Annotated in this window: 20 protein-coding genes and 1 tRNA gene; 12 read left to right on the forward strand and 9 right to left on the reverse strand. The window is 67.9% G+C overall.

What is annotated here, in order from left to right; translation table 11 throughout:
- Window positions 1-125: 125 nt before the first annotated feature.
- Window positions 126-1,367, reverse strand: coding sequence for a peptide antibiotic transporter SbmA (gene sbmA / locus EDD54_RS12435; protein ID WP_126539610.1), 1,242 nt, complete (start codon window positions 1,365-1,367; stop codon window positions 126-128).
- A 202-nt stretch (window positions 1,368-1,569) separates the two neighbouring features.
- On the opposite strand from sbmA, the gene EDD54_RS12440 reads away from it, so the two are divergent.
- Window positions 1,570-1,848 (forward strand): hypothetical protein, encoded by a 279-nt coding sequence (locus tag EDD54_RS12440; protein WP_126539612.1) that lies wholly within the window; start codon window positions 1,570-1,572, stop codon window positions 1,846-1,848.
- On the forward strand, window positions 1,845-2,327 hold the full coding sequence (locus EDD54_RS12445) for a hypothetical protein (protein ID WP_126539613.1): 483 nt from the start codon (window positions 1,845-1,847) through the stop codon (window positions 2,325-2,327). Before EDD54_RS12440 ends, EDD54_RS12445 begins: the two co-directional genes overlap by 4 nt.
- Before the next feature lie 21 nt (window positions 2,328-2,348).
- Here the strand turns inward: EDD54_RS12445 and yihA are convergent, their stop codons facing one another.
- From yihA to EDD54_RS12480, 7 genes are all read right to left on the reverse strand, one after another.
- The gene (gene yihA / locus EDD54_RS12450) at window positions 2,349-3,002 is read right to left on the reverse strand and encodes a ribosome biogenesis GTP-binding protein YihA/YsxC (RefSeq protein WP_281010179.1); all 654 of its coding nucleotides are present in this window, start codon (window positions 3,000-3,002) and stop codon (window positions 2,349-2,351) included.
- A 5-nt stretch (window positions 3,003-3,007) separates the two neighbouring features.
- Window positions 3,008-3,673: a CatB-related O-acetyltransferase gene (locus EDD54_RS23450; protein WP_126539617.1), complete on the reverse strand. Its 666-nt coding sequence runs from the start codon at window positions 3,671-3,673 to the stop codon at window positions 3,008-3,010.
- A 92-nt stretch (window positions 3,674-3,765) separates the two neighbouring features.
- A complete protein-coding gene (gene yidC / locus EDD54_RS12460) occupies window positions 3,766-5,571 on the reverse strand; it encodes a membrane protein insertase YidC (RefSeq protein ID WP_126539619.1) in 1,806 nt (601 codons plus the stop codon).
- Window positions 5,564-5,977 (reverse strand): ribonuclease P protein component, encoded by a 414-nt coding sequence (rnpA, locus tag EDD54_RS12465; RefSeq protein WP_126539621.1) that lies wholly within the window; start codon window positions 5,975-5,977, stop codon window positions 5,564-5,566. Before rnpA ends, yidC begins: the two co-directional genes overlap by 8 nt.
- Window positions 5,978-6,005: 28 nt before the next feature.
- Entirely contained in the window at window positions 6,006-6,140 is a 135-nt protein-coding gene (gene rpmH, locus EDD54_RS12470; protein ID WP_126539623.1) for a 50S ribosomal protein L34, read from the reverse strand.
- A gap of 194 nt (window positions 6,141-6,334) precedes the next feature.
- Window positions 6,335-7,567, reverse strand: a complete 1,233-nt coding sequence (locus EDD54_RS12475) for a sugar-transfer associated ATP-grasp domain-containing protein (protein WP_126539625.1) — start codon at window positions 7,565-7,567, stop codon at window positions 6,335-6,337.
- Window positions 7,564-8,385 (reverse strand): hypothetical protein, encoded by an 822-nt coding sequence (locus EDD54_RS12480; protein WP_126539627.1) that lies wholly within the window; start codon window positions 8,383-8,385, stop codon window positions 7,564-7,566. The genes EDD54_RS12475 and EDD54_RS12480 overlap by 4 nt, the downstream gene beginning before the upstream one ends.
- Window positions 8,386-8,655: 270 nt before the next feature.
- Between EDD54_RS12480 and EDD54_RS12485 the strand changes: the two genes are divergently transcribed.
- The 4 genes from EDD54_RS12485 (at window position 8,656) to EDD54_RS12500 (ending at window position 12,720) form a co-directional block, all read left to right on the forward strand.
- The gene (locus tag EDD54_RS12485) at window positions 8,656-9,474 is read left to right on the forward strand and encodes a TVP38/TMEM64 family protein (RefSeq protein ID WP_126539629.1); all 819 of its coding nucleotides are present in this window, start codon (window positions 8,656-8,658) and stop codon (window positions 9,472-9,474) included.
- Window positions 9,471-10,898, forward strand: coding sequence for a dihydrolipoyl dehydrogenase family protein (locus tag EDD54_RS12490; protein WP_126539631.1), 1,428 nt, complete (start codon window positions 9,471-9,473; stop codon window positions 10,896-10,898). Before EDD54_RS12485 ends, EDD54_RS12490 begins: the two co-directional genes overlap by 4 nt.
- A gap of 104 nt (window positions 10,899-11,002) precedes the next feature.
- On the forward strand, window positions 11,003-12,475 hold the full coding sequence (locus tag EDD54_RS12495) for a sensor histidine kinase (protein WP_126541840.1): 1,473 nt from the start codon (window positions 11,003-11,005) through the stop codon (window positions 12,473-12,475).
- A 168-nt stretch (window positions 12,476-12,643) separates the two neighbouring features.
- Window positions 12,644-12,720 (forward strand) — tRNA-Arg (locus EDD54_RS12500).
- A gap of 177 nt (window positions 12,721-12,897) precedes the next feature.
- Here EDD54_RS12500 and EDD54_RS12505 read toward each other — a convergent pair.
- A complete protein-coding gene (locus tag EDD54_RS12505) occupies window positions 12,898-13,146 on the reverse strand; it encodes a helix-turn-helix domain-containing protein (protein WP_126541841.1) in 249 nt (82 codons plus the stop codon).
- A 116-nt stretch (window positions 13,147-13,262) separates the two neighbouring features.
- On the opposite strand from EDD54_RS12505, the gene EDD54_RS12510 reads away from it, so the two are divergent.
- The 6 genes from EDD54_RS12510 (at window position 13,263) to EDD54_RS12535 (ending at window position 19,666) form a co-directional block, all read left to right on the forward strand.
- Window positions 13,263-13,769 (forward strand): DUF2628 domain-containing protein, encoded by a 507-nt coding sequence (locus tag EDD54_RS12510; protein WP_126539633.1) that lies wholly within the window; start codon window positions 13,263-13,265, stop codon window positions 13,767-13,769.
- 31 nt (window positions 13,770-13,800) lie between these two features.
- Window positions 13,801-14,298: an SHOCT domain-containing protein gene (locus EDD54_RS12515; RefSeq protein ID WP_126539635.1), complete on the forward strand. Its 498-nt coding sequence runs from the start codon at window positions 13,801-13,803 to the stop codon at window positions 14,296-14,298.
- Window positions 14,299-15,167: 869 nt separating this feature from the next.
- Window positions 15,168-17,939 carry a trypsin-like serine peptidase gene (locus EDD54_RS12520; protein WP_126539637.1) on the forward strand — a complete coding sequence of 924 codons (2,772 nt, stop codon included), beginning with the start codon at window positions 15,168-15,170 and terminating at the stop codon, window positions 17,937-17,939.
- A gap of 3 nt (window positions 17,940-17,942) precedes the next feature.
- A complete protein-coding gene (locus tag EDD54_RS12525) occupies window positions 17,943-18,347 on the forward strand; it encodes a hypothetical protein (RefSeq protein ID WP_126539639.1) in 405 nt (134 codons plus the stop codon).
- Window position 18,348: 1 nt separating this feature from the next.
- On the forward strand, window positions 18,349-19,329 hold the full coding sequence (locus EDD54_RS12530) for an alpha/beta hydrolase (protein ID WP_126539641.1): 981 nt from the start codon (window positions 18,349-18,351) through the stop codon (window positions 19,327-19,329).
- Entirely contained in the window at window positions 19,313-19,666 is a 354-nt protein-coding gene (locus EDD54_RS12535) for an endonuclease/exonuclease/phosphatase family protein (RefSeq protein WP_126539643.1), read from the forward strand. Before EDD54_RS12530 ends, EDD54_RS12535 begins: the two co-directional genes overlap by 17 nt.
- Window positions 19,667-19,955 lie beyond the last annotated feature (289 nt).

Below are 19,955 nucleotides of genomic sequence, written 5' to 3' on the forward strand. Positions count from 1 at the left end.
CGTCGCCGTTGGCGGACATGGGCTCGGCCCTCGTGTTGGACGGTTCGCGGAAGTCGGCGCCCCTATAGCCGAAAGGCGCGCCCGGCTCAACGCCGGGCGGGGCGATCGGGATGGTCGCCAGCCGCTCAGTCCGCCTTCTCCTGGTACTTCAGCTCCGTCACCGGCAATGCACCCCGGTGGATAACGGCCTCGAAGGTGCGCAGGCGCTGGTAGATCGACAGCAACTCGACGATCGTCGACCAGGAACTCACGAGATACTGGAAGGACGAACGCACCTGCCCGAAGGCGTTCAGGATCTGGTTCATCGCGCCGAGCGTGATCTTTCCGGCGACGATCGTCGGCGCCAACACGATGTAGGGAAATATGTTGTCGGTCTGCAGGTAGAAAATGCGGGCGACATTGAAGTATGTGTAGTGGAAGTAGAGCCGGAAATAGTTTCTACGTACCGCGTCGAACAGCTCGTTGATCGTCGGCGGGCGGGCGCGATCGGGATCGTCCTCGCCGTAGACCAGTTCCTTGCGGAAGGCGGCCTCGGTGCGCTGGTTGCGGAATTCCAGGCCCGGAAGCTTGATGCCGACCAGAGCCAGGAAGGCCGTGCCGAAGATCGACCACAGGATCGCGACCACCATCAACGGATACGGGACGGTGCCGACGATCGGGAGTTCGGTGACGTTGGCGGAGAGGCGGAGCAACACCGGCAGGAAGGCGATCAGCGTCATGACGCTGTCGATCAGACTGACCCCGAGGCCCTCCACCGTCGTGGAGAAGCGCATGGTGTCCTCCTGGACGCGCTGTGATGCGCCTTCCACTTGGCGCAGCCTGTCCCAGTTGGCGAGGTAGTAGTCGTTCATCGCCGTGCGCCAGCGGAAGATGTAATGGCTGACGAAGAAGCGGGTCGCCACGCCGACGGTCACCGCGATGAAGGCGATCTCCGCGAAGGTGAGGATCTCGGCGTAGAACTCGGCCAGTTCCACGGGTCGCGTCTTCGCGAGCGCGGCCTGGATCAGGTCGTAGAACGGGCCGTACCAATTGTTGATCGCGACCGAGACCTGCACCTGGAAATAGGTCGTGAAGACGATCAGGGCGGAGCCGAGCACCGACCATTTCCACCACGGATGCGGCGCGATCAACTGCCACGCGCCGGCGAACAGCAGGGTGGCGACGGCGTAGTAGATGTAGAACCACAGGAAGTCGCCGGTCAGGAAGAAGGCGGCTCCGGTCTCTGCGGCGTCCTTGGGCGGCGCGAGGAAGCCGAGCAGCGTCCCGATCTCGTCGCCCCCCGCGTACCAACTCGCCGTCACCAGGATCATCCACACCAGCGCGGAGATGAAGAACGGCTTGGGGCGCGGGAAGAAGGAGACGAACAAGGGCGGGCTCCGGGGTCTTCGGCAGGCACGGGACGCCGCGTTGCGCAGCGCCCCCGTCGTTGTCGACATCAGGTTTTCTGCGGACGCACCATAGGGCCGCGCCACAGGTCGCGCCACCGCCGGATTGACACCGGTCAAGGCGGGACGAATCCCTTTGCGGGAGGATTGTGCCCGTTCCATGATGGCCCCGCGGAGGGCGGCGATGGCGCGGACGAACCGGATTCTCCAGGAAATCGCGGCCTTGCGGGCGGAACTCGCGGCCGCCGCGGCGGCGGTCGCGCCCGGCCCGGACGTCGCCGGTTCCGCGCCGGACGCCGCGCCGCTCCCCGACGAGGTCGCCGCCCTGATCGCCGCCGCCCGCGAGCGGGTCGAAGAGGGCGCGGCCGAGATCGAGGCCTTCGCCGAGGAGCACCCGCTGGCGGTGACGGCGGCGGCGTTCCTGGTCGGCGTCGTGGTCGGCCGGATCTGGAGGGGGCGATGAACGTCGACGGCCTGTTGCGCAATCTCAAGGTGCTGGTCCGCGCCGAGCGGATCCTCGCCGACATCCGCCTGCGCCGGGCGGCGACCCGCGCCGGCCTCGTCGTCACCGCGGGCCTGTTCGCCGTGATCGGCCTGACGCTGCTCGGCTACGCCGGCTTCCTCGCGCTCGAGACGGTGATCGGTCCGATCTGGGCCGCCGTCGCCCTCGGAGCCGCCGCCCTCGCCTTCGCCGCCGTGCTGATGCTGGTAGCCGGCTCGTCCGAGCCGGGCCGCGACCACGCCGTCGCCCTCGACCTCGAGGCCGCCGCGCTCGACGCCCTCGCCGCCGACCTGCGCGGCGCCGAGGCCGACATCCGCGGCCTCGCCGGCTTCGTCCGCAACCCGTTCGATTCGGCGCTGCCGGGTCTGATCGTCCCGCTCGCCACCGTCCTCCTCAAAGCCCTGCGCGGCAAGCGCGGCAAGGACGCCCCGCCGGCCTGAGCGCTAGGGCGACGGAGGGCCTCACCCGATCAGGGCGGCGATGGCGGCACGGAGTTCGTCGATGCCGGCGCCCTTCTCGGACGAGGTGGTCAGCACCTCCGGGTGGGCGGCGGGGCGCTTGCGGATGCGCTCGAGGGTCTCGGCGGCGAGCTTGGCGATGCCGCCGGGCTTCAGCTTGTCGGCCTTGGTGAGCACGACCTGATAGGACACCGCCGCCTTGTCGAGGAGGTCGAGCACCTCCTCGTCGTTCTTCTTCAGGCCGTGGCGGCCGTCGATCAGCACGAAGACGCGGCGGAGATTCGGCCGTCCGCGCAGATAGTCGCGAATCAGCCGGTTCCAGACGTCGACCTTCTCCTTCGGCGCCTCGGCATAGCCGTAGCCGGGCATGTCGACCAGGAAGACGCCGCTGTCGCGCTCGGGCTTGAACAGGTTGAGTTCCTGCGTCCGGCCCGGGGTGTTGGACGTGCGCGCGAGGCCGCCCTGGCCGGTCAGCGCGTTGATCAGGCTGGACTTGCCGACGTTGGAGCGCCCGGCGAAGGCGACCTCGACCGTGCCGGCCACCGGCGGCAGGTCGTCGACGCGGCTCATGCCGCGCACGAAGGTCCACGGCCGCGCGAACAAGAGGCGCACGGCTTCGGAAGGCTCGGGATTCCGCGGCCCGGGGCCGCCGTCGATGTCGCTCACGCTGGCTCTCCGGCCGCCCGACGCAGTGCGTCGAGGTCGGCTCCCCTGATGGCCTCGAGGTTGCTGGTAACCCGTTCCACCGGCCAGTTCCACCATGCGATCGCGAGCAACTCGTCGATCACCGCGTCGGGGAACCGGCGGCGCACCACCCGGGCCGGGTTGCCGGCCACGATGGCGTAGGGCGGCACGTCGGCGGTCACGACCGCGCGGGCCGCCACGATCGCTCCCGCGCCGATGCGCACGCCCGGCATCACCACCGCCTCCATGCCGATCCAGACGTCGTCCTCGACCACCGTGTCGCCGCGCAGGCCGGCCACGATGGTGCCGAAGTCGAAGTCGCGCTCCCAGCCGTGGCCGAAGATCTGGAACGGGAAGGTCGAGAACCCGGTCATGGCGTGGTTGGCGCCGTTCATAACGAAGCGGACACCGCTCGCGATCGCGACGTAGCGCCCGATCACCAGCCGGTCGCCGAGGAAGTCGTAGTGGTGGAGGACGCAGGTGTCCTGGAACCGCTCCGGCGCCACCGGGTCGTCATAGTAGGAGAAGTCGCCGACCGTGATGTTCGCCCGGTCGACCACCGCCTTCAGGAACACCACGCGCGGATGGCCCGCCACCGGATGGCGGGCCGAGGGATCGGGGTGGGTCGGGGCGGTGTCGGTCACGACGGGCGGCTCTCGGTCCAGGGTCCCTCGCGCGGCGGCGCCGCCGGTCGGCGGCACGGTCCCGGCCCGTCTCGCCCCCTCCGGAGGCGGCGTCAGCCGCCCGCCGGTTTCTTCGCGAAGGTGCTCTTCAGGTTGTCGAACAGTTCGATCTTGACGCCGTGGCGCTTCATGATCAGCGACTGCTGCAGGATCGACAGCGTGTTGTTCCAGGCCCAGTAGATCACCAGTCCGGCCGGGAACGAGCCGAGCATGAAGGTGAAGATCACCGGCATCCAGGTGAAGATCGCGGCCTGGGTCGGGTCCGGCGGCGCCGGATTGAGCTTCATCTGCACGAACATGGTCACGCCCATGATCAGCGGCCAGATGCCGATCATCAGCATGTGCGGCGGGGTCCACGGGATCAGGCCGAACAGGGTGAACAGCGAGGTCGGATCCGGCGCCGAGAGGTCGTGGATCCAGCCGTAGAACGGCGCGTGGCGCATCTCGATGGTGACGTAGAGCACCTTGTAGAGGGAGAAGAACACCGGGATCTGGATCAGCACCGGCAGGCAACCCGCCAGCGGATTGATCTTCTCCTTCTTGTAGAGCGCCATCAACTCCTGTTGCTGCTTCATCTTGTCGTCGGCGTAGCGCTCGCGCAGCGCGGCCATCTCCGGCTGGACCTTCTTCATCTTGCTCATCGACGCGTAGGACTTGTTCGCGAGCGGGAAGAAGACCGCCTTGACGATGACGGTGACGCCGAGGATGGCGAGGCCGAAGTTGCCGAACACCTTGTAGAGGAAGTCGATCAGCCGGAACATCGGCTTGGTCAGCCAGTAGAACCAGCCCCAGTCGATCAGGCGGTCGAAGTTGGTGATGCCGTACTCGGCCTCGTAGGCGTCGATGCGCGCCACGGTCTTGGCGCCGGCGAACAGCCGGACGTCGGTGCCGGCGCTGGCGCCGGGCGCGACCGTCAGCGCGTCGCGCAGGTAGTCGGCCTGATAGACGTCGGTCTCGCCGGCCTTGGAATGCAGGAAGCGCGGCTGGAAGCCGGCCTCGCCGGCCGGGATCAGCGCCGCCGCCCAGTATTTGTCGGTGATCCCCAGCCAGCCGGTCTTCGCCGCGTCGGGCTTCAGCGCGCCGTCGCTGGCGAGCGTCGAATACTTGACCTCGGTGACGCCGTGGCCGTCGAACACCCCGAGCAGGCCCTCGTGCAGCACGTAGGTGCCCTGGGTGTGCGGGGTGCCGTGGCGGACGACGAAGCCGTAGGGATAGAGCGTCGCCGCGGCCGCGCCGGTGTTGGCGACGGCGTCCTTCACCTCGAACATGGCGTGCTCGTCGACCGCGATGGTGCGCGTGAAGACGAGGCCCTTGCCGTTGTCGTAGGTGAGCGTCAGCGGCGTCGACGGCGTCAGCTTGGCGCCGGCCGGGGCGGTCCAGACGGTGTCGCCGTTCGGCACCGGGGTCGGGTCGCCGGCCGCGGCCGCGAAGCCGAACTCGGCGTAGTAGGCGTCCGGCCCTCCGAGCGGGTTCAGGAGCTTCACCGCCGGCGAGGTCGGATCGACCGTCTCGGTGTAGGCCTTCAGCGCGACGTCGTCGATGCGGCCGCCCTTGAGGTTGACCGAACCGGCGATCTCCGGGGTGTCGATCGGCACGCGGGCGTCGCGGGCGAGCGCCTCGTCGCGGCTGGCGGCCTGCGCCGTGGCGGCGGTCGCCGCGGCACCGGCGGGAGCGGCCGAACCGGAGGTCGCCGCCGCGCCCGAAGCGGCCGGGGCCGGGGCGTTCGAGGCCTGCGCCTGCCGCGCCTGCTCGGCCTGGCGGGCCTTCTCCACCTGCGGGGCGGCGACGAAATACTGCCAGCCCAGGAGAACCACCAGCGACAACAGGATCGCCAGGAACATGTTGCGGTTGTCAGCCATCGACCGGTCTCTTCCTCGCACCGCGTCCGCCGCGTCCGCCACCCTCGCCGCCCGGGTCGCGCACCGCGCCGACGACGTCGGCGACGAGTTCCGCGAAGGGCTGGGTCAGCGCCGCACGGCGGCCGACGAGCACATGATCCGTTCCCGGCCGCGCCGCCGCCGCCCCTTCCAGCCGCACCGCCTCCTTGAGGCGGCGGCGGATCCGGTTGCGTTCGACGGCGTTGCCGATCTTCTTGGTCACCGTGAAGCCGAAACGCGGCGGCGCCGCCGCGTCGGGCTCGGCCGACCGTCCGTCGCGACGGGCGATCGATTGCAGCAAAAAGCCGCGCCGGGGCGTTCGCGCACCCCGGGCGACTTCGAGATACTCGCTGCGCTTCGTCAGCCGGACGGGGTGCTCCGGAGGCATCGTCTCCGCCCCGCGCGGGGAACCGGCGTCAGGCCGACAGGCGCTTGCGGCCCTGGGCGCGGCGGCGCGCGATCACCTTGCGGCCACCGACGGTGGCCATGCGGGCGCGGAAGCCGTGACGGCGCTTGCGGACGAGCTTGGACGGCTGGTAAGTGCGCTTCATCTTGATCTCCGCCCGCCGGGCGGCCTCGTCTTCGTGGCCCCGGCCGCGATCCGGGGGGACCGGCGGTCGGCGGGGCGGGTCTCGTTCTGGTCCGGGCGTGCCGCCGTCTCGCCCCCCGGGGCCGAGCGGCCACGGGGAAGAGCCGCCGGCCCTGCCCAATCGATGCGGGCTTATACGGGAGCGGCCCGCCCGCGTCAACGGAAGCCCGCGCTCGCGCCGCCATCTCCGTCGAGACGGTCGAGCGCGATCGCCGGCAGGGCCGTCCGGCCGAGCGGCCGGTCGCCGGCCTGCAGCAGGAGCCCGTCCCAGGAGACGTTGGCCTCGATCAGCAGCGGGCCGTCGGCGGTGATCGCGACGTCCCAGCCGAGGAACGGGAAGCGGGCGAACTCCGGCACCGTGGCGTGGGCCCGCCGCACCAGCGCCAGCGCCTCCGGCCAGCACGGGATCTCGACGCCGCGAAGGTCGGCGCCGGTGACCGGATGGCGCTCGACCGGCCGGCGGCCGGCGAGGAGCGCCGTCCCGAGCCGACCGTCGTCGGCGACGGCGGCGACGATCCGGCGCGTGCCGGGGCGACCGCCGACACCGAGGCGCGCCTGCGCGCCGACCACCGCGACGTCGCCGTCGCGGCCGATGCCGGTGACGACGCGGACGTCGGGCACCGCCGCCCCCGCCGACAGCGCCGCGAGGACAGGGTGGGCGATCACGAGCGGCTGGACCAGCCGGTCGCCGCGGCACCATCGCTCCTCGAGGTCGGATTCGGACAGGACGGGGCCACCGTCGGCCTCGCGCCAGCCCGCGGCGTCACGGCGCCAGCACGCCGCCCCCGCGCCGCGGCTGCCGCGCAGGTCCTTGACCCAGAGCGCGACGTGATCGGGCGAAAAGGGAGTCTGCGGTCCGTCTCGCGCGCCGTCGCGGTAGACCGCGAGGGTCGGGACGACGGCGAGCCCGTGCCGCCGGCAGAGGTCGGCGAAGCGCGCCTTGTCGGCGACGTCGGCCTCGTCCGCACCGCCGAGCCGCGCCAGCCGGCCGGCGAGCCATTGCGGCTCGGGCCCGAACAGCGCGTCGGCGACGAAGGCGGCCCGCCCCGGCTCGTGCAGGCGGTAGATCGCGTAGGCGTCGGGCGGCACGTCGTCGAGGAGGGCGCGCCGCATCACGTCGACGGCGCGGGCGACCCATCCGCGAACGCCCGTGGGCCGCTCGTCGGCCGGCAGGGCGCGCAGGCACCGGATCGTCGCGGCGAGCGCCGCGACCGGCCAGACCGCCACGACGGCGGCGCGCAGCGGCACGCGCTGCCAGAGCGGCCTCGAGCCGAACATCTCCCGGCGGCAGAGATGGCGCAGACGCCGCAGCGGCGTTCGTGCCGGAAACGGCACGAAGGGAAAGCCGCAGCGGGTCAGCAGGTCCGCCCGCGCCGCCCGGCGGCTCACCCCAGCGGCCCGTCGAAGTCGCGGTCGACGTAGTGCAGCAGCAGCGTCCAGCAGGTCTCCCCGGGGGCGAGCGGACCGCGGCCGTGCAGCAGCCGGGTGCCGCGGAACATCACGCCGCCGCCGATCGGCAGCAGGTGGTCGACCGGCGGCGTGCCGTCGCCCGGATCGACCGTCAGCGGCCAGGGCGAGACGCCGTCGGCCGGCGTCGGCCGATGGTCGATCGCCAGCGCCAGCGTGTAGGCGCACTGGGCGCGGTCGCGGTGCATCGGCATCGACGCCCCCGGCCGATAGAGCGAGGCGTAGGAATAGCTCGGCTTCAGCGGCACCCCGGCGATCGCCTCGATCGCCGGCAGCAGCGCGCGCAGCACGACGCGGCCGGCCGGGTCGTCGTGCATGGCGTTGCGGTCGATCGTGCTCGTCACGGGCGCGGCGCCGCGCGCGACCGCGGCCCGGTAGTGGCCGACGAGCGCGTCGACCGTCGCCCGGTCGATGCAGGCGGGGATCGTCGCGAAGCCGCGGACGCGGAACGCCGTCGCGGCGGCCGCGACATCCGGGGCGGCGGAGGCGTCCGGCCGCTCGGCCGGCAGCACCAGGAGGCCGGCGGCCCACAGCGCCGCGACGTCGTCGGCGGGAAGTCCCGCCGAATCCGCCGGCCGGCCCGCAGCCGCCGCGGTCGCGGCGCCGTATCCGGGGGCGCCGGGGTCGAGCACGGTGCGCAGGAAGCCGCGGACGGCCGAACGGGCGGAGATCGCCAGTGCTTCGCCGTCCGGTGTCGGGACGACGTCGACGGCGGGGTTGGCGACGAGTGGTGCGGCCATGGTCGCGCTCACGCCCCGGCCGCGCGCGGGGCGCGCCGGGCTGTGCCGGCCCGCCGGGCCGTCGTCGGTTCGGGGAAGACGCGCGGGGTCGGCACCATCGGGTTCGCGGATCCGGTCGGGTGGGATTCCTCGCTTCTATCCGATCGGCGCGCGCCCCGCCACTTCGCCGCCGGCGCGCCGCTTGCTGCCCCCTCGCGCGGCATCAAGACGGCGTGAGACCGCCGCGAGGCGCTTGCCCCGCACGGTCCCGCATGCCACCTCAGGATCGTCATGAGCGCCACCAGCCACCCCCTTCCCGGCGAAGTCCGGAATTCGGCCGACGTCGCGGCGCCGTCGCCGTGGCGGCGGGTGCGGCGGGCGTGGCCGATCCTGGCGATCGCCGTGGCAGGCGCGGCGGCATGGTCCTTCGATCTGCACCATCTCCTCGGACTCGACGCGTTCATCGCCAACCGTGCCGTCGTTGTCGACTTCGTCGCCGCCCACTACGTCGCGGCGCTGGCGACGTTGTTCGCGGTCTACGTGGTGGTCGTGGCGCTGTCGGTCCCCTGCGGGCTCGCGCTCACCATGGCCTCCGGCTTCCTGTTCGGACCGGTGGTCGGCGGCCTCGCCTCGGCGCTCGCCGCCACGCTCGGCGCTACCGCGATCTTCCTCGCCGCCCGTTCCTCGATCGGCGAGGGCCTGCGCGCCCGGGCCGGACCGCGGATCGAGAAGATCGCCTGCGGCTTTTGCCGCGACGCCTTCCACTACGTCCTGTTCCTACGCCTCGTGCCGATCGCGCCGTTCTGGTTGGTCAACCTCGCACCGGCGATCCTCGGCGTCCCGACCCGGGCCTACGTGCTCGCCACCGCCCTCGGCATCCTGCCGGCCACCTTCGTGTTCGCCGCCCTCGGCTCGGGTCTCGACAGCGTCGTCGCCGCCCAGGAGGCCGCCAATGCCGCCTGCCTCGCCGCCGGCACCTGCACCGTCTCGCTGCACCCGAAGGCCCTGGTGACGCCGGACCTCGTCGCCGCCCTCGCCGCCCTCGGCGTGCTGTCGCTCGTTCCCGTCGTCTTCCGCCGCTGGCGGGCCCGGCGGGGGCGCTGCGGGTGAGCGCGCCGCTCCGCCCCCATCTCTGCGTGATAGGCGCCGGCTCGGCCGGCCTCACCGCCACCGCCGCGGCCCGCGCCGTCGGCCTCTCGGTCGTGCTGGTCGAGCGCGACCGCATGGGCGGGGAATGCCTCAACACCGGCTGCGTGCCCTCGAAGGCGCTGATCGCCGCCGCCCGCCACGCCGAGGCGGTGCGCCGCGCCGCCGCCTTCGGCGTCGACGCCGGTCCGCCCACGGTCGACGCCCCCCGCGTCTTCGCCCACGTCCACGGCGCGATCGCGACCATCGCGCCCCACGACAGCGCCGAGCGCTTCCGCGCCCTCGGCGCCACCGTGCTCGCCGGCACCGCCCGCTTCCTCGACCCGCGCACGCTCGCGGTCGGGGACATCCGGATCGCGCCGCGCCGCGTGATCGTCGCCACCGGCTCCCGTCCGGCGGTGCCGGACCTGCCGGGCCTTTCCTCCGTCCCCTTCCTCAACAACGAGGACGTCTTCGACCTTTCCGCCCTGCCCGCCTCGCTGGTGGTGCTCGGCGGCGGGCCGGTCGGCCTCGAACTCGCCCAGGCGTTCAGCCGTCTCGGCGTCGCGGTGACGGTGGCGACCTCCGGTCGGGCGCTGCCGCGCGACGACCGCGAGGCGGCCGCGATCGTCGCCGCCCGGCTCCGCCGCGAGGGCGTGGATCTCCGCGAGGAGACCCCGGCCCTCGCCGTCCGCGCCGCCCCCGGCGGCGTCGAGGTCGACACCACCGCCGGCCCGGTCCGCGCCGAGCGGCTGCTGGTCGCCACCGGCCGGCGTCCGGCCGTCGACGACCTCGACCTCGCGGCCGGCGGGATCGCGGCGACGGCCGACGGCATCGTCGTCGACGCCGCGCTCCGAACCTCCAATCGCCGCGTGTTCGCGATCGGCGACGTCGTCGCCGGGACGCCGCGCTTCACCCACTGGGCCGGCCACCAGGCGGGCCTGGCGATCCGCACGATCCTGACGCGCTGGCCGCACCGGGAGAATCGCGACGCCCTGCCGTGGGCGACCTACACCGATCCCGAGATCGCCCACGTCGGCCTTCGCGAGGCGGAGGCGCGGGCGCGCCACGGCGATCGCGTCCGCGTGGTCCGCGCCGACTTCTCGGGCAACGACCGCGCGGTCGCCGACGGCGACACCGAGGGCTTCGTCCGCCTCGTACTCGGCCCGCGCGGCCGGGTGCTCGGCGCCGACCTCGTCGGCCCCGGCGCCGGCGAGACCGCGGCCCTGGTGGCGCTGGCGATCGCCGGCCGGATCGGCGTCGGCGCGCTCGCCGGGATGGTCGCGCCCTATCCGACGCTGGCCGAGGCGGTGCGCCGCGCCGCGCTCGGCGCCTATGCCGAAAAGCTCGCCGATCCCCTGGTCGGCGGACTGATGCGCCTCCTGGTGCGTCTTCAGGGACGGGGGTGAAAACGCCCCCCGCGCCGAGGGGTGCGGGCGGCGCGCGGCGGTTCCAAAGGTCGCGCCCCCGGCCTATATGGAGACGGGGCCGCTGCATGGTCGACGAGGGAGAGATGGACGAAGGCGATTCGGCGGTCGGACCGGACGAACTCGACGGCGCGGGAGGGCGGCAGCCCGTCGGGCTGTCGTTCAAGCTGCTCGTCCTCACCGTGCTCTTCGTCATGCTGGCGGAGGTGATGATCTACGTCCCCTCGATCGCCAACTTCCAGAAGACCGAGATCGAGGACCGTCTGCACTCCGCCACCATCGCCGCCCACGCGATGTCGGCCCTCGAGCCCGGAGCGACGACGCCGCAGCTGCAGACGACGCTGCTGCGCGACCTCGACGTCTCGGCCATCGCGGTGCGCCAGCACGGCATGAAACGCCTCGTCGCGATGGCCGACGAGATGCCCGGCTCGGTCGAGCGCGACGTCCAGATGCGCACGCAGACGCCGATGATCGCGATTCGCTCGGCCTTCGACACGCTGGTCTACGGCGGCGACCGCATGATCCGCGCCACCGGCGCCTTCGACGGCGACGGCGAGATCGAGATCGTGTTCTCCGAAGCCGGCCTGCGCGAGGCGATGCTGCTCTATTCGCGCAACATCCTGCTGCTCTCGGTCGTCATCTCCACCTTCTCCGCCGTCCTCGTCTACCTCAGTCTGCGCCGGCTGTTCGTGCGGCCGATGCAGCGCATCGGGCTGGCGCTCGCGCGCTGGGCCGAGGATCCGGAGGATCCGAACCGGATCCTGGTGCCGACCAACCGGCGCGACGAGTTCGGCCTCGCCGAGGAGCAGCTCGCCGACATGCAGGCCCACGTCCAGGAGGTGCTGAAGCAGCAGCGCCGCCTCGCCGACCTCGGCCTCGCGGTCTCCAAGATCAACCACGACCTCCGCAACCTGCTCGCCTCGGCCCAGCTCGTCTCCGACCGCCTGACCGCGATCCCCGACCCGACGGTGCAGCGCTTCGCGCCCAAGCTGATCGGCGCGCTCGACCGCGCCATCTCCTACGCCGAGGCCGTGCTCGCCTACGGCAAGGCGCAGGAGGCGCCGCCGGCGCGCCGTCTGCTCAAGCTCGCGCGCCTCGCGGCCGAGGTCGGCGACATCACCGGCGTCGCCCATCACGCGACGATCGAGTGGGCCGTCGACGTGCCGGCCGACCTCGAGGTCGACGCCGACGGCGACCAGCTGTTCCGCGTCCTGCTCAACCTCGTGCGCAACGCCGCCCAGGCGCTCGAGCAGGCCGCCGACGAATCGGCGGTGCGCCGGCTCGTCGTCGCCGGCGAGCGGGTCGGCACCGTGGTGCGCATCCGCGTCGCCGACACCGGACCGGGCGTGCCGGACCGCGCCCGCGAGCACCTGTTCAAGCCGTTCCAGGGCTCGGTCCGCCGCGGCGGCACCGGCCTCGGCCTCGCCATCGCCGCCGAACTGGTGCGCGCCCACGGCGGCTCGATCGCCCTCCTCGACGACGGCCCCGGCGCCGTGTTCGAGATCGAGATTCCCGACCGCCCCGTCGCCCTCGCCGACGTCCGCCGCTCCCGCGCCTGACCGCCGGCGCCGCCCAACCCGCTGAATTCAAGTCAGTTTCCGACTATCCCACCCAACCGTCGGGCCGCCGCGCGAAACCCCTTGCAATCCGTCCGGCGAGGCTATAGATACCCCCTCACGCCCGGGGGCCACCCGGCGCGGCGGGCCGAGCCCGCGACGACATGGCAGGCGCCCGTAGCTCAGCTGGATAGAGCACCAGACTACGAATCTGGGGGTCAGGAGTTCGAATCTCTTCGGGCGCGCCAACTTTCTCAATGGAATCAAGCACTTAGCGGAATGGGCTTTTCGAGGCTTGTTGCGGTAGCTACCAAGTAGCAACCACGGAATTCCGGTCGGAACGGAATGCACGCCAACGTCAAGGCACGTGCCGTTTCGGCGCTACTCGCCCCCCCCCCCCGCCATCCCGCCGCACTTAAGCCGCTCTAACCGGGTGCCTGAATCGCCCCGTCGTCGGTGATCTGCGTCAGCGGCACCCCAAGCGCCTGCGCAACCAGCCACAACGTTTGAAGAGTCGGGTTCCGCCGGCCGGCCTCAAGTCCGCTCAGATAGGACTGGTCGACCCCGGTGTCTTCGGCGAGCGCTTCGATTCGGGCCACAAGCTGCCACTGCGACAGCCCAGCGGCCGTTCGCGCACTCTTTATGTTCTGGCCAACGCGCTGCTGGATATCCATGGCCAGCACGAAAAGGCACTTCACAGCGCGCCCCTATGGATTAAAGTCCATATCCGGCGCCGCGCCCGCTGCGCCGCTTCAAATCCGAAAGGCGCAGAGACGTGAACGTTCAAGGAGTGCCGCTGGACGACGTGTTGCGAGCCTTCCTCCGCACGAACGTCGACTACTATCGGCCGGTGTTCGTTCGCATGGCCCGCGAGGGCGCCATGTTCCACGCCAACTTCGCGGCGCTGCTCCTGACACCAATTTGGCTCGCCTACCGGGGATTCTACGTTGCGCTCGGCGTTCTCTATGCAGTGCCCGCCGCAGCTGCGGTCTTGAACACCCTTTTCTACCTGCTCGTATCGCCTTGGCCGATCCCGCAACTCGTGCTGCTCGGGCCATTCTTGGCGAGCGTCGGCTTCGGCTCTTTCGGCAATTACCTGCTGTACCGCCGATTCCGGCGCTTGATCGGGGACCGCTCTGTCCCGTCCGACCAAATCCTCACCCGCGTCGACGGCCGTGGTTTGGGGCCGCCAGTCGCGCGCGCCGTCGCAACGACTGCGGTCCTGATCCTGTTCGTCGCCTACCCTTTGGCGGTCGTCGTTTCGGCCCTCGCCAACCCGCCGGGCTCTCTCGACTGAATTCCGACAGCCATCCCGGAGACCGAATTCGATGACCAACCCGCATCTGAGCGCCACCGACGAACTCGAGCGGCTCGCCGCCCTCCACCGATCCGGCGCCCTGAACGACGCGGAATTCGCGACACAGAAGGCGAAGGTGCTCAATTCTCCGGCCGCCCCAGCGGTCGAGCGAAAGCCCAAATCCCGGTTCAGGCGCGTTCTGAAATGGACGGGCGTCGCGGTCGCCGGCTTCCTCGTCTTCGCCTATGTGAACGCCGAGTACCCCGAGCTCTTCCTGTCCGGCCTGCCGAAGTGCGACAGCCCCGAGGCCCGGAAAATGGTGGAGCGGACTGTGGAAGACGAATCCGTGGGTCTGTATAGGGGGCGGCGGATCGTCCAGTGGCTCGGCAGCCAAGCGACGGAGGACTCTTCACCGAATTTGGTCCGGTGCCGTGGCCGTGTGTCGCTGAATGCCGGTGGCGAGTCATACCTCAAATACGTCTTCCAGAAGAAGGATGACGGAATCTACATAAGCGTCAAATTTGATTGAAAAGGCGGTGCTGACTGTCGAGTGAGCGTTCTTGAAATCGCAGTCTCAGGGCTTTGGCGAAAAAGACTCGGCCTCAGTCGCGGACGGCCTGATCGACGGTTCGTTAAAAGTGCGAATCCTGACGAACGATATCCTTCGGTCCGAACTACTGAGCAGCTCGGCGTCTGCATTTCGTGATACTCCGTGCGCCAGTGGGCCAGAACGTTCGCCGCAGCCAGGTCCTACCGAAGCGGGGAGCGCTTCAATAAGCGATCAAATCATGTATTTCTTCCATTAGGCTGCTGGCCTGCACGGAGGCTGATTGCCGAGCCACCATCGGCCGGGTCGTCGCGACCGTCGAACGCGACGGCAGGACCACGACGTCGACCCGCTACCATCTCTCCTCCGCCCGCCTCCCCGCAGCGGCCTTCGCCAAGGCCGTCCGAGGACATCGGGTCATCGAGAACGGCCTCTACTGAGTTCTCGACACCGCCTTCCGCGAAGACGACACCCGCGCCCGCAAGGATCACGGCCCCGAAAACCTCGCCGTCATCCGAAAGCTCGCACTTAACGTCCTCAAGGCCGCAAGGCCGCAAGGTCAGACTGAGGTGGTCCCGGAAATCCGGACAGGCCGCTAAGCTTGGTTTCGGCTGAGAGGAAGCGGTGGACGCGCCGTGGCGCCAGAAACGGCACGGTACGCCCAATCGTCACGCTTGCAATCCAAAGGAGAAGATACATACTGCAACAGGTGCTAGCGGGGGTGGATATTTTTCCTCCTATTGTAGGGCAATATCGGTCGCCGTTGTCTCGCTGATGGTCGGCAGCGATATCGGTTTCGTTGTGCTTGTTCTCTTCTAAGCGCGCCAATACACGCAAGGATTTCGTTTGGAATGGGCGTTACGAAAGCTATTCCACGTATCATAGAAACCACCCTGCTTCAACTGTCCGCACCTTCTCTCGTGGTCGGCAGTCTGACGGCCGGCTTTTTGCTGTGCCTCTTCAGCACGTCCATTGGCGGGCACGATGTCTCGTACGAAGTTCTCGGAAATAAACAGATCGGCATGCTTTTTGCGCCGAACTGGACTTTCGTTTACATGGTTTTATTCCCGCTCTATCTCTACTGCTTCTCCGTGATAGCAACGTCCCGGGCCAGCATGACGGCCTATATGGTCGAAGAAGGCCTCATCACGGGGCCGCGGGGGGTGCGCACGACCCTGGACGTCGTCGAGACGGCCTGGCTCCAGCGGCTGGAAGCGTCCGGACCCATCTTCGCGTTCCTACTCGTCGGCGTCGCCGCCTCATCCGGGTTTCAGTGGTATCATGAGAGTTACCTCCCCTTCGTGACCGGAAGTCCCCCGAACTCTCCGCCCGACTGGGGAAATTTCCACTACATTCCTCCACCGCCTCACCCGAAAGAATACATAGGAGTTTTTGCATATACATCGGCATGCTATCTATACATGGCAATCGTGTTGTTTATATTCCTAGCACTTCTGTATTACGTCGCTCTGTTCGCTTCATTTTTGCGAACGACTGCACAACATGATGGCATGTTCAGACTCATCTACCATACCACGGGGCTATCCACGGAATTCTACAAGCTTGTACGATACATATTCTTCATCACGATCCTTGGGCTGTGTGCAGCGTATGCCATGAGGCTACAGTCCCTCTACCTCGGCTCGAACTACACTCATATCAAATACTTTATGTTCTCGGAGTTCTTCCCTACCGGTGACGGCGTGGCCCCGTCGCAGAAGTCGAACTACTCCGCCGGCACGAGCCTTGGCGTTGCCGTCTACACGCTGCTCGTCGCCGGCCTGTCGGTTTCGATGATCTGGTCGGCATCGGCAGACTCCAGATCCTACTATCTCCAGCGTATCGGAGACGCCGACTGGCGCCGCTCCGCCCACCTCGGCTACGATAAGACGCTCGTGGACGCGATCCGCGGCCAGACCTTCCTGCGCGCCTTCCTGCCGAAATACGCCTGGATGACGGCGTCAATCGCGTGCCTGTGCCTTGCCATCGTTTGGGCTGACATCGGATCGCTCTTCGTCCTGTCCTTGGCTTTCGCCCTCCTCGCCCTGAAAACCGTTCACGATGAGCCGACACCCAGCCTGCGCATCGCGCACAGGCCGACATCCTTAAGACAGGGAGATCGAGCCGCCCTGCTCGGAATCCTGTCTAAATTCGCAAATACGAACAGCCCTGAAATCATCGACATGATTGTCCGGGATGCTAGCATCCCAGAAGAAATAAAATCAAACATCCAGGACCGACTGAAGACGGCGCAGCACAAAATATCCGATCTACTGGACCTTGCGTCGCAGCAGGGAACCGTGCCGGGCGAAAGAGCCAGCGTACTCGGATTTCTGATCGTCGTCGTCGTCGGGCTGGTGGGTGCCGATATCGGCTGCTCGCTGTACCAGATCGCCGCCAACAATCAACTAATGGACAAGCCTCTGTTAGATGGTATTCGATTAACGACTTGCAATATAATTTTCAATTACTCCGAATCAAAAGACCATCCTGATAGTGTGGAAACGATCATGCGAGCCGAAATAAAGCATTCTGACTTGCTATATCTTGCAGAAATACTTGCTGATACGGCATTGAATTCCGGACGTCCGAAGCAATATTTCGATGATTTGTTGATTCGCGCCAATATTCCGCCTCGCTTTAGGCACATCAGCGTCGGTCGCTTCGACGGGCCCATGGCATCTTCGAACTTCGTGTCATGGGCGATCAGCCAAGGCAAGAATCCCCGAAACACGAAGCAAGCGACCCTCGCCTCGCTTCTTCTTCCCGTGCTCGGGGATCTTTCCTTCGATAATGCCACCTGGATCGCAGCGTTGTTGATCGCCTACGACTTTGTCGTCGCCGAAGACGAGGCGGAACTGCGTCGGCGCTTCACCATCCCCGTCGTCGCAGTGCGGTCCGTCCCGGCGCCGGTGGCGGAGAACAATGCCAGCCACGGTCCAGATTTCACGTGGCAGGGCGACGCCGAGTACGAGCAGTTGCAGGCCATTCTGCGTCCCAATGCGATCGGTATCGACGTGGGCTTTCTCACCTGCGCCGCGCGCGCATCACGCTCCATCTGCCGTATCGAGATCGGCGATCGCGGGGCGGTCGGAACCGGTTTCCTGATTCGGCCCGACATCATCGCAACCTGTTATCATGTCTTCGGGCGCGATGATTTAGAAGTACGCCGCAACATCTCTCTGTCTCGCCTGCAGTTCGGCGCTATCAGCACAGATACTTCAAATGATACAGTCCAGTACATTCCACTCGCCGGGGCTGAAATACTGTCTGCCAGCGCAATAGATATTGACGATTACATCATGCTCCGTATCGAAGTCGGGGATTTCAACAAATTCGTTCTGCCAATTTCCGAATCGCCCCTCGGCCGGGGAGGCAGCATCAACATCCTCCATCATCCGCGCGGCATAGCGATGCAGCTGGACATCAGTCCGTCAGGGATCACCTGGCTCGGTTCCAATCGCACGCAGTACATCTGCAACGCACAGGTCGGCTCCAGCGGCGCCCCCTGCTTCGACGATCAGTGGAATGTCGTCGCTCTTCATCATGCGATGCGCACGAAAGCTTTCGGCGTTGCGGGTGAGGGTATTCCCATTAACAAAATTTCCCAAAAACTGGGGTGAATCATGGGCCGCCGCATCATCGATATTCAATTAAACTCCCCCGGCGGGGCGCAACTGGATACGTATGTCGACAAGGTGGTCAAGTATGTACCGGCAGACGTCATCGCCGCCTGGACGGCTGTCCTCGGTCTCGTCAAGGCGGGTGCCGGTGAGAACAGGGAACCCATCCTCTGGGCGTGCTTCGCCTTTGGAACGGTGTTCACCGCGATCTGGACCTGGCGGCAGGCAGCCTCTCCGAGCGGCATCGCGCCGCGGATCCAGACGATCGTCTCCACCGCCGCCTTCGCCGTCTGGGCAATCGCTATCGGGCCCCCGTTCGACGCGTACCTCGATCCGATTGTCGGTTCGTTGCTGCTGATCGGTTTCACGCTCGTCAGCGGGCTGGTACCCACAGGACAGGGAGAGTGAGATGAACCCCTATGCGTGGGCGATCCACAGCCTGGAGGAGCGTCTCGCAGCCGTCGACGACCCGTTCAAGGTGGCGGGCCTGTACGCGCCCAGCCGCCTGGCCGCACCGCCTAGCGTGACGGAAGATACTTCGGCTGGCCTTCGCGCAACCTTTCCCGCCGCAGCGCCCGTTCGCGCGAGCGGCGGCCCGATCGATTTCGTTCTGGACACGATGGGCGAAGAGGGCGTTCAGCACCTGCCGGTCCGCATCTACGCCGCCAGAAGGGAGCGTCTGCGCTGCATCGTCGTGCCCCACTGGAACGCCACGGACGGCGGCTATGATCGGTTGGCGGCCATCCTGTGTCGGTGCGGGATCACGACCTACGTCGTCACCATGCCGCATCATGGCACCCGCGGCGTGCCAGGAGCGCGCGTGGCGAACCGTTTCCTCAACGCGGACCTTGACGCGACGGTATCCTCCGTCCGGCAGGCGGTCGCCGAAGTGCGGGCGCTCGTTGCTTGGCTTACGGCGGCCGGAGGTCCGGAGGTGGTCATCGTGGGGGTCAGTCTCGGTTCCTGCATCGCGGGCCTGGTGGGCGCCGTCGAGCGCCGGGTGACGCGCTACGTCCTGGTTCTGAGCGCCGGCGATTTCGGTGAAACGGTCTGGCTGGGACGCGCCACCCGGCATATCCGAGCCGCGTTGGACGATCATGTCACCCTGGAGGAGCTGCGCAGGGTCTGGGCCGTGATCAGCCCGGAATCCTACATCGATGCCATTCGAGAGAACGGATCACAAATCTATCTTATCACCGGCATCTTCGACACGGTCGTTCCACCGCCGGCTTCCCGCCGGTTCGTGCGAAAGCTCCGCGACGGCGGGGTGCCGACGAAGGTTAGCGAACTGTGGTGCGGGCACTACACGCTCGGCCTGTTTCCGTTCAATCTGATTTCCGTCGCCTGCATCCTGTGGTTTCTCCTGCGCGGCCATGCGCATCCTGCGTGACCGCCGTCTCAATGTCCGCCAGTGGGACACCCGGCTGGGCACCACCGAAGGTGAGGTCGTCCTGCTGGGCGACTTCAACCGTGTTTTCGACCGGGCGAACGAAGTCCTATTCGCCGATCTGGACGACGGGACACCGGCCGGTCTCGATCTGTTCATGGTGCCCTACAAACAAGAGATCACGTGCAACGGACACTCCAGCAAACCCGAGAAATCGATAGACTATGTCATCACGACGAAATCGCTCTGGCAGAAGGCCGTGCGTGCCGAGATTCCGAAGATCGACGTGACATCGAATGTAAGCAATCACTGCCCGACCTTTCTGGATCTGCAGCGATAGCGAGCCAGGCGAGCGCCCTGGGCGTTCTTCGCGCGAAGACGGCATGCGGGACGATTACCGTCGAGGGAACGATCAGGTTCGGAGCTGATGCTCCTCACGCCTGGCAGAGTTGCCGTCGGCCGTCCACGGCGCTTCCATCCATAAATTCATAGGCTTCTCCGCCGCGTGGCCACGGTGCCCACGCGGCGGGACGAGTGAAAAAGAAGCAAGGATGCAACTTCATCTTGTTGCTGCTCCTCATTGCTGCAATCATTAACGCATTGGGATGCCACGCCGGTCGTGCCGTTGG

The sequence above is a fragment of the Oharaeibacter diazotrophicus genome, from assembly GCF_004362745.1.
Taxonomy (GTDB): Bacteria; Pseudomonadota; Alphaproteobacteria; order Rhizobiales; family Pleomorphomonadaceae; genus Oharaeibacter; species Oharaeibacter diazotrophicus.